The sequence below is a fragment of the Ruminococcus sp. CAG:330 genome, from assembly GCF_000437175.1.
Classification (GTDB): domain Bacteria; phylum Bacillota; class Clostridia; order Oscillospirales; family Ruminococcaceae; genus Ruminococcus_C.
Genome location: NZ_FR898031.1, coordinates 1256 through 10056, shown reverse-complemented (window position 1 = coordinate 10056; position 8801 = coordinate 1256). Strand labels below are relative to the sequence as shown.

General features: G+C 49.4%; 10 protein-coding genes. 9 read left to right on the top strand and 1 reads right to left on the bottom strand.

Annotated elements, in window-relative coordinates:
• The 5 genes from QZL66_RS03895 to QZL66_RS03875 all read left to right on the top strand — a co-directional run.
• Positions 1–977 (top strand): NAD(P)/FAD-dependent oxidoreductase (locus QZL66_RS03895; RefSeq protein WP_293601834.1); only part of this gene is annotated, 977 nt, incomplete at its 5' end.
• 135 nt (positions 978–1112) lie between these two features.
• Positions 1113–1475 carry a P-II family nitrogen regulator gene (locus QZL66_RS03890; RefSeq protein ID WP_022410442.1) on the top strand — a complete coding sequence of 121 codons (363 nt, stop codon included), beginning with the start codon at positions 1113–1115 and terminating at the stop codon, positions 1473–1475.
• A gap of 30 nt (positions 1476–1505) precedes the next feature.
• Complete coding sequence (locus QZL66_RS03885) at positions 1506–2984, top strand: APC family permease (protein ID WP_293601833.1); 1479 nt, start codon at positions 1506–1508, stop codon at positions 2982–2984.
• A gap of 252 nt (positions 2985–3236) precedes the next feature.
• Positions 3237–4067 carry an AraC family transcriptional regulator gene (locus QZL66_RS03880; RefSeq protein ID WP_022410440.1) on the top strand — a complete coding sequence of 277 codons (831 nt, stop codon included), beginning with the start codon at positions 3237–3239 and terminating at the stop codon, positions 4065–4067.
• 543 nt (positions 4068–4610) lie between these two features.
• A complete protein-coding gene (locus QZL66_RS03875) occupies positions 4611–4868 on the top strand; it encodes a hypothetical protein (protein ID WP_022410439.1) in 258 nt (85 codons plus the stop codon).
• Here the strand turns inward: QZL66_RS03875 and QZL66_RS03870 are convergent.
• Positions 4840–5193, bottom strand: a complete 354-nt coding sequence (locus tag QZL66_RS03870; protein WP_022410438.1) for a helix-turn-helix domain-containing protein — start codon at positions 5191–5193, stop codon at positions 4840–4842. The two genes, QZL66_RS03875 and QZL66_RS03870, sit on opposite strands and share 29 nt — an antisense overlap.
• A gap of 372 nt (positions 5194–5565) precedes the next feature.
• Here QZL66_RS03870 and QZL66_RS03865 point away from each other — a divergent pair, with 372 nt between their 5' ends.
• The 4 genes from QZL66_RS03865 to QZL66_RS03850 form a co-directional block, all read left to right on the top strand.
• On the top strand, positions 5566–6159 hold the full coding sequence (locus QZL66_RS03865; RefSeq protein ID WP_022410437.1) for a zinc-ribbon domain-containing protein: 594 nt from the start codon (positions 5566–5568) through the stop codon (positions 6157–6159).
• Positions 6160–6184: 25 nt separating this feature from the next.
• The gene (locus QZL66_RS03860) at positions 6185–6823 is read left to right on the top strand and encodes a zinc ribbon domain-containing protein (protein WP_022410436.1); all 639 of its coding nucleotides are present in this window, start codon (positions 6185–6187) and stop codon (positions 6821–6823) included.
• A gap of 304 nt (positions 6824–7127) precedes the next feature.
• Positions 7128–8252: a zinc-ribbon domain-containing protein gene (locus QZL66_RS03855; protein WP_022410435.1), complete on the top strand. Its 1125-nt coding sequence runs from the start codon at positions 7128–7130 to the stop codon at positions 8250–8252.
• Positions 8253–8295: 43 nt separating this feature from the next.
• Positions 8296–8801, top strand: a 506-nt coding sequence (locus tag QZL66_RS03850; RefSeq protein WP_293601832.1) for a zinc ribbon domain-containing protein, incomplete at its 3' end; no start/stop codon positions are given.

Here is an 8801-nt window from a genome sequence, read left to right as displayed (position 1 = left end):
TCCGCCAGTCCGGCCGTGATCCCAGAGAACTGCCGCTGGTGATGTATGCCATCCAGCATATCTGGCCGCACCTGTCGGAGATGCTGGACACCAATGTGGAATATTATCAGGAGGGCAACCTCCGTCTTGGCAGCACGCCGAAGCATCAGAAGATCCTGGAGGGACTGGCAGACCGTGCCGTGGCCTGCGGCGTGGATGTGCGCATGATCTCCGGCGATGAGGCAAGACGCATCAATCCGTATTTGTCCGATGCTGTGACCTGTGCCAGCTGGTGTCCCACCGACGGACACGCCAACCCGCTGATGGCGACCATGGGCTATTATAAAATGGCACGCCGTCTTGGGGCACACTTCATCTCCGGCGAAAAAGTCGTGGAGCTGCGGAAAATCAAGGGCGCTGCACGTCAGGTTGTGACTGAGTCCGGCAATGTGTACGAGGGCGACAAAATCATTCTGGCAGCGGGCTATGAGAGCCGTTTCATTGCATCAACTGTGGGCATTGATGTTCCCATGCAGCCGGTGCTGCTGGAAACACTGGTCACCGAGGCAGTCGCTCCCATGTTCTGGCAGATGCTTGGCACTGCGGATGCGGATTTCTACGGGCATCAGACGGAACACGGTTCGTTTGTCTTTGGTCTGAACTCCGGCTTGGAACCGTATGCAAAGCCAGGCAAGCCTCTTTCCTCCAGCATCGCTGCTTCGGCAGCCTGCCGCGGCATCATGCACTATTTTCCGAATCTGGCAAACATCAAGGTCGTCCGCAGCTGGGCGGGCTGGATGGATTCCTGTGCCGACCATGTGCCGGTTATCAGTACTGTGGAGGAGGTTCCGGGACTGATTCTGGCGTGCGGATTTAGCGGACATGGCTTCGGCATCTCGCCGGCCTCGCCGGCAGTGGGGCTGGTGCTGTCGCAGCTGGCAATGGAGCAGGAAACAGCAGTGGACCTTTCCGCACTGCGGTACGACCGTTTTCAGTGAGTTCGGATTTATACAATTTTTTGAGACGTATGTCTGCTATAATAGGAACAGAAAGACAAAGATGTCGAGTTTCTCTGAGAAATTCGGCATCTTTTTTCTTTTTTAGAATTGTTGCAAATGACAGGAGGAGTTTTTATGAAGTTATCCAGAGTTGAAATTATCACCGGTATTTCCAAGATCGAGCCGCTGAAAAAGGCATTGGGAAAATTTCACATTACCGGCATGACGGTATATCAGGTGTTGGGTTGCGGTGTGCAGCACGGCACGCAGGAATTCGAGGTGGAGGAAAAGAACAAGGAGATCAGCCTGCTGCCGAAAGAGGTTGTCATGATCGTCCTGCCCACCGAGGAACTGGACGGGCTGCTGGAGTTTGTCAAAAAAGAACTGTACACCGGACACATCGGCGACGGCAAGATTTTTGTTTCCGATGTGACCAATGTCATTCGTGTCCGTACTGGTGAGGAGGGCGTTGATGCCCTGCTGTACGGCGAGAAATAAGGATTTGTTCCAGAAAGAAAAGAGTTGAGAATGATGCAAGAGAAAAAGTTGGGCTTACCCAGTATTGTGGCGACTGGTGTCGGCTTGATAATTGCCACAAGCTGTCTGCTCTCCATCGGGCAGGGAGCATCAGCCATTGGTCTGCCGTTTATCATTACCATGGCGATTGCCTGCGCCTTTAACATTCTGACGGCGTTTTCCATCTGTGAGCTGAATGCTCTGATGCCGAACCTGACAGGCGGTATGGCGCAGTACACGCTGGCGTGCTTCGGACCGTTTGTGTCCATCGTCATCACTGTGGGCGGTTATCTGACATGTCAGACCATCATGGGCAGCTCGGAGGCTGCCATGTTCGGCAACACTCTGAGCAGTGTCCTTCCCAATGTTCCCATTCCGGGTTCGGTTTATTCTATTGTGCTGATTCTGCTTTTGCTGGGCTTGAACCTGTTCGGCGTAGACATGTTCGCCAAGGTGCAGAATATTGTGGCATACGGGCTGATCGGTTCGCTGCTGTTTCTGGGCATCATGGGAACGATCAAGCTGGGTACCGGTCAGGTCGTGGAACAGCCGGAGGTGCTCTCCTCGAAGCCCGGCGATGTGTTCTCCCTGCTGGGACTGGCATTCTTTCTGTTCATTGGCGTAGAGTTCATTGTCCCCATTTCCACACAGGTCAAAAATCCCCGGAAGAAAGTGCCGCTGGGCATGGTCATCAGTCTGCTGGCAATTCTGCTGATGCAGATTTTCATGGTCGTTGGCTTTAGCCACTATACGCCGTGGGAGGAACTGAGCGTCAGCACTGTCCCTCATATTCTGTACGGTACTCTGCTGTATGGCAAAGTCGGTACGATCTGGATGACCATCATCTCTCTTCTGGCAGTGGTCAGCACCCTGAACACCGCTATGTTCTCTATCGCTCAGATCTGTTCCGGTATGGCAAAACTGAAGCTGCTGCCCGCTGTGTTCATGCGCAAGAATCGGCATGGCACACCTTATGTGGGGCTGCTGCTGGTGGCAATCGCAATGATTCTCATCAACATTACCGGACTTTCCACCAGCGATCAGCTGACATTCCTGATTCTGACAGGCTGCACGTTCTGGATCTCCTCCTACATCATTCTGCACTGCGATGTGCTGATTCTGCGGAAGCGCCTGCCGAAAGCCCCCAGAACATTTAAGCTTCCCTTTGGCCCGCTGATTCCCATTATCGGCGTTCTGGGCAACGCTTTTATGATCTACAACATCGACTCCAGCTGGGAGGTCAAGAAACGGATCTATCTGATTTTTCTCATTACCGTTGCGATTTTGTCGGTCTATGCGGTCATCTGGATCAAGTGTGTGATGAAACGTCCCATGTTCAAGCCATACCAGATCAAGGAAGTCATGGCAATGGAGTCTGATCTGTATCAGATCAATCACAATCCGGAAGTGGCAAAGAAATTGCATCTGGATGCTGTTCCGGAGATTCAGAGTGTACCGGCGGACGTTAACACCGGAACTCGTCCGGAGTAAGAGACTGTTTTCAGATTTTGCTGGAAAATCCATATGCATTCGTGTGAAAACAGCTTCTAAATCACTGCGCTATTTTTTGCAGAAAAAAGTAAAATAAACTCTGAAAATATTCTGTTGAAAAGGCAGTCTTACAGAAAGTTTTTCTGTAAGGCTGCTTTTTTTATCAGATGCTACTTGAAATCTCTAAGGGGCTGTATTATAATAGGATAGAAATTATTTTAACGGGAAATCGCATGAGAGGAGGAGCGATACATGGAAAAACAAATTTATATGACACCGAAGCAGCCGTTTTTCGTAACATCCTCCCGTTCCTATGAAAAGTTCATTCTGAACCGGTTTGGCATCGTGCATTTTTATCATTGCTTTACTGGGATAGAGCCTCGCTATGCGATTCCGGACGGGTGTGTGGACATGGTGTTCTGCTGTAATCCGAAGCATCCCTACGCAGAAATCTGCGGTACGGTCCTGTCGCCACAAATCGTGCTTTCGGAGAGCAACACCTCCTATTTCGGCGTGCGGTTTCTGCCGGGCTATAATCCGGTTTTGGGCAGTGCTGACATTATGTCACATCTGGTTAACCACCGCATTCCGCTGGACGATTTGATTCAGGACAGGCGAATGCTGGAGGGCATTTGCAATACTACAGATTTCCGGCAACAGATTCGTGTGTTTATGCGCTCTTATATGAGCATCTATCGCCGGGTCTGTCCGCAGGAGCATCAAAACCTGCTGGTGCTCCATTCTTCTAATTTGATGATTCGCTCTGCCGGCAGCATTTCCATAGAACAGCTGGCGGAGGATACCGGCTACACAACCAGATACATTGACAAATGTTTCCGGAATGAAACCGGACTCAGTCCCAAACAGCTGGCAAAGATCGTGCGATTTCAAAGTGCAATATCTGCTCTAAACCAGAATCAGCACATCGGGCGCTCTCTGACGGAGATTGCTGCCGATCTGGGTTACTTCGACCAGTCCCACTTTGTGCACGATTTCAAGGCGTATACCGGACTGACACCCAAAAAGTATCAAATCATGCTGCGGAATGACGATTTTGACGAAAAGCTGCGGATTGTGCAGTGAGAGAATATTTCCAGGTGCGGGAGTCTGTTTCGTATTTTTCCTCCAATATAATAAAAACCCGTCTTCACAAGCGGATACACGTGTCTTTTTAGCAAATTTTGCTGCATACTGCGTGAAAAATACTTGACGGGCGACAGCACGCCTGCGTATTTTTGCATTGTCCGCAACAAAATTATGCTCGAAAATCCACATATATTTCTTGTGAAGACAGGCTTTCAAATCTCAAGTGCTTATAGAATCCCACTGCCTGCCGATGCCTTTTTCCCGTCCGGATGGCGTGAGAAACAGAATTTCCAGACGATGCGCCTCAGCACCTCAAAAGGCAACAGGCGTGCCAGACGCATCTTCTGCCGGAACCAGATGCGCCACGGTGCGAATGATCTGACGGAAGATGGCGTAAAATATCAAAATATAAACACCTTTGGTGTTCAAGCCGCTTCTGTCAATTGAAAACAGCTCCGAAATATTTAAAAAATTCGGGAACTATTATGGAATCTCCTTTCCCTCCGATTGTGATAAAATAAGTTTGGGAGGTGAGAGAAAATGCTTATGAATGGTGAGATATTGACCGGTTTGAGCGATCTGAAGCGCTGCTTTTCCATTGACGAGCTTCTGTACAGCTATGGCAACGGTGAACTGGAGATCTTTCTGGAGAAAATCGGGGAACATCAAAAAGCAGCGCAGATTCGGGAGATTCCCGAAAATAATGCGCTGCTTCTAGTTCGGCTTTATGATATTTTTGACTTGCCCTATGAAGACTCGGAGGAAAAGATCAGGAGGGATTTTGCATCAGAGCAGTGATCTCCTCCACGATGTGTGCAATCTGGTTCATTTGCGCTTTGGAAAGTCCGTTCATTGCGGAGCAAATTCGATAAAGCGCATCAGATTCAGAGGGCTCTGTGTCTGCGCTGATATCGATCAGCTTGCTGAGCGGAATTTTAAGTCCGTTTGCGATTTTTCCCAGCGTTTCAATGGTCGGACATTTTTCCCCGCGTTCAACTTTCCCGATATAAGCGGGATGGATTTCGGAGGCAAATGCCAGCTCCTCTTGGCTGAGGTCCTGTTTGGTGCGAAATTGACGGATTCGTTCTCCCACGACGACGGAGAGATTGGTTCTGTTTTTCACGATGACTACCTCTCTTTCTGCGCTGAGAGCCTGCTTTGGATTTTGGGTAACACAAATTGTCAAGACACGAAAGGGATGATACTTTTTATTTTATCGGTATTTTTTTGTCGAATCAAGTCTATATAGGGATAAAATAATATTCCTTATAACCATTATCATCAGAAAGAAATGGCGGGAAACCCTGAATTTTCCGCTTAATCTTTACAATCAAGCGTTTGAATAAAAGCAGATTAAGCGGAAGATCCGACAAATAAAGTCTATATAGAGATTGAAAATATAATCTCTATAGCTATTGACATTAGAAAGAAATGGTGATAAAATAAAAGAAAGGTCTGATTTTTGGAATTTCTATAAAAAAGGAGAAGAATCATCATGTTTTGTAAGAACTGCGGAAAAGAATTGAAGGAAAATGCAAAGTTTTGTGCGGGGTGTGGCACAGTGGTTGGCAGCGGGACGAATCCCACAGCGCAGGCACCGGAAGCGCAGCCAGTATCCGCTCCCGCCGCAAGTGCAGACGGCACAGACACAGCTGCGGACGGAATTGTGGGGAAGTCTTATGTGTTTGACTACTACTTTCTGTTCAATTTTGGACGAGCCAGATTGAGCCGTGTGGGCGTTGGGTTTGATACGGACAACCTGCTGTATGCCAAGGGACTGAAAAAATTGCAGATCCCGTACTCCATTGTGCGGGAGATCAGGGATGAGAATAAGACCAGCAAGTACATGATCTTTTCGCTGATCGTTGCGGTGGTTCTTGGCATCCTCTGTGCTCTTGGCGGACTGATCCCCGTGACAGTAGTATGTGCAGTTTTTGCGGTACTTGTTTTCTTGAAGCGGAAAATGCGTGTGGTGACGATTGTCACCACCGACGAAAACAAGGAGTTCAAGATTCCTGTGCTCCCGAAAAATGCGGAGATCGACCAGTTTATCGGGGAACTGAAGCGCAAATCCGGATGCAATGGATGAAAACGAAATAGAGGAGGATGTTATTATGTTTTGCACCAATTGTGGGAATGAGATGTCAGAGGAAGAGCAGTTCTGTCCGAATTGCGGCGCACCGCAAGAGACAGCAGCATCGCAGCCGCCGCAGCCGCCAGTACCGCCGGTACAGGGGATAGGAATGCCGCAGGGGACTGTGCCGTATCAGAACGGTGCAGCAGTCGCTGTAAAGAAGAAAAACAAGATGCTGCCGCTGATTATCATAGGCTCGGTAGTTGGCGGAATTATCATTCTTGTGGTGATTATTTGCATTGTCGTAGCATTGCGCTCCGACGACTTTTCCATTGATACAGTGAAAGATGGAACACTGCTGGATTTTGATGAGGGCGCAACGATTGGAGAAGCGTTTGACGATGCATTCCACGACGGCTCGTGGTATTATGATGAAGACAATGACACAGACGAGAAATACGTGGTTTTCGACGGATATTTCTACTCGGAGGATGACGATGAGATCGAGGTTAGGATTGGATTTCGGCACGATCCGGATGTGCATGATAGCAACGAGTTCGAAGTCTTTGCTGTTGAGCTGGAAGATGATTACGGAGATGAGGCAGACGTTTCGGACGATATGGAGGGATTTTTCAATTACATTTTCGATGGTGATTCATTTGAATGGTATTGGAACTGATTGCACTTGAGCGCCTGTTTCATATTTTCATCCGTTTCATTGTTTTGATGCAGCGCACCTGTATTTGCTTTTTCCAAATTACTATGATATAATAAACCTATCAGAACCTGTCTTCACAAGAAATATATGTGGATTTTCGAGCATAATTTTGTTGCAGACAAGGCAAAAATACGCAGGCGGGCTGTCGCCCGGCAAGTATTTTTCACGCAGTATGCAGCAAAATTTGCCGAAAAGACACGTGTATCCGCTTGTGAAGACTGGTTCTGAATAAGCTCTGAAATCGTGAGCGTAAAGGAGAATAGATATGGTTTGTGAAAACTGCGGAAAAGAACTCAAAGACGATGCGAAATTTTGCGATCAGTGCGGTACGAAGGTAACAGAGGCTGATTCTCCGGAGCAAATGCCGGAGAACAGTGCGAGCACAGCGCCTGCCGAAGCAGCGGTAACAGCAGAAGAAACCGCTGCAGCGCCGACCGGTGCCAAAGCCAAAAACAAAAAGGCTCTGCTGATCGTGGTGATCGCTGCTGTGCTGGTGGCAGCCGGAATATTCACCGGCTTGTACATGACCCATGTGATCTGTTTTCACAAGTGGCAGGATGCCACCTGTACCGAACCAAAGACGTGCACGGTCTGCGGAAAAATTGAGGGCGAAGCACTGGGGCACGATGCGTCAGAGGTGACCTGCACCGAAGATTCCGTGTGCCGGAGATGCGGCGAAGTTCTGGAAAAGGCGGCTGGACACCAGTGGGTCGAGGCGACGTGCCAGAAGCCCAAGACCTGTTCCGTTTGCGGTGCAACCGAGGGCGAAGTGGCAGAGCACCAGTGGAAGGATGCCACCTGCACGGAACCCAAGACCTGTTCCGTCTGCGGTGCAACGGAGGGAAAACCCGCAGGGCACCAGTGGAAAGATGCCACCTGTACGGAACCGAAAACCTGCACCGTTTGCGGTGCTGCCGATGGAAAGGCATTGGGGCACGACTGGAAGGAAGCTACGCTGTCCGCACCGAAGACCTGTGCAAGATGCGGGGAGACTTCCGGCGAAAAGCTGAAGCTGACTTCGCTGGACACACCGTCGATTTATACAGTAGTCAAGGAAGTTCCAGTTTCCCTGAGTGGAATGGGAAAAGAAATGTATTCCGGAACGCACAGCTGCGACGTGGTCTGCTGGGATGCAATTCCCAACGCCGATGGCTATGAGGTGTCCTATGTCAAACATTATGGATATGAGTCACTGGGAACAGCGACAGTATCGAACGAAATGCAGAGGGTCGGAACGAATACCTTTGTCTTTGGCAATTTGACGTCACACAGTGAGAACGAGTACAGTTCAACACAGCTGGAACATCTGGCAGTCAGAGCATATGCCAATACCGACGACGGCGTGATCTACAGCGAGTGGAGCAATGAGATCACAGCGGTATGGCAGTAAGAGTCCGCTTTCAAAAGCGTGAGAATCGAAAAGGAGCGTTGCAATGTTTTGCACAAATTGCGGAAGACAGATAGACGACACGGCGAAGTTCTGTGACTACTGCGGAACGCCCGTCAGTGACACAGACGATGCCGCACCGGCGCAGGATCGCATCAGCACCAGCCCGGCTGCACCGCAGATCACTGTACCAGCCAGTAAACCGGCTGGCAGCGGAAAGGTGGTCACGAAGCGCTATCACAAGCCGGCAATCATTGTCATTGTGATAATTGTTGTAGTGGCAGCTGCTGTGATTGCGATTGTTGCAGGGCTGGAAAGCCACTGGAACAAAAAGGGCGACCGTGCCATTGAAACAGTTCAGAATTCTTATTTTGAATTTCTGCCGGACATCACAGTGGGCAACCTGATTACAGCATATTACGGCGAAGATTACTGGACTTACAATTCCGACGATGTGGTGGAATTTTTCGGAACGAACCAGAAGGACAATACCGGTCTGTCCATCCAGTTCCGGCAGGAAGACGACCACACGGTTTCCGTGTCCGATCGGAT

Bases quoted from the DNA above. Each gene is read 5' to 3' on its own strand.
- QZL66_RS03890 (WP_022410442.1), top strand. From the start codon at position 1,113: ATGAAGTTATCCAGAGTTGAAATTATCACCGGTATTTCCAAGATCGAG.
- QZL66_RS03885 (WP_293601833.1), top strand. From the start codon at position 1,506: ATGATGCAAGAGAAAAAGTTGGGCTTACCCAGTATTGTGGCGACTGGT.
- QZL66_RS03880 (WP_022410440.1), top strand. From the start codon at position 3,237: ATGGAAAAACAAATTTATATGACACCGAAGCAGCCGTTTTTCGTAACA.
- QZL66_RS03875 (WP_022410439.1), top strand. From the start codon at position 4,611: ATGCTTATGAATGGTGAGATATTGACCGGTTTGAGCGATCTGAAGCGC.
- QZL66_RS03865 (WP_022410437.1), top strand. From the start codon at position 5,566: ATGTTTTGTAAGAACTGCGGAAAAGAATTGAAGGAAAATGCAAAGTTT.
- QZL66_RS03860 (WP_022410436.1), top strand. From the start codon at position 6,185: ATGTTTTGCACCAATTGTGGGAATGAGATGTCAGAGGAAGAGCAGTTC.
- QZL66_RS03855 (WP_022410435.1), top strand. From the start codon at position 7,128: ATGGTTTGTGAAAACTGCGGAAAAGAACTCAAAGACGATGCGAAATTT.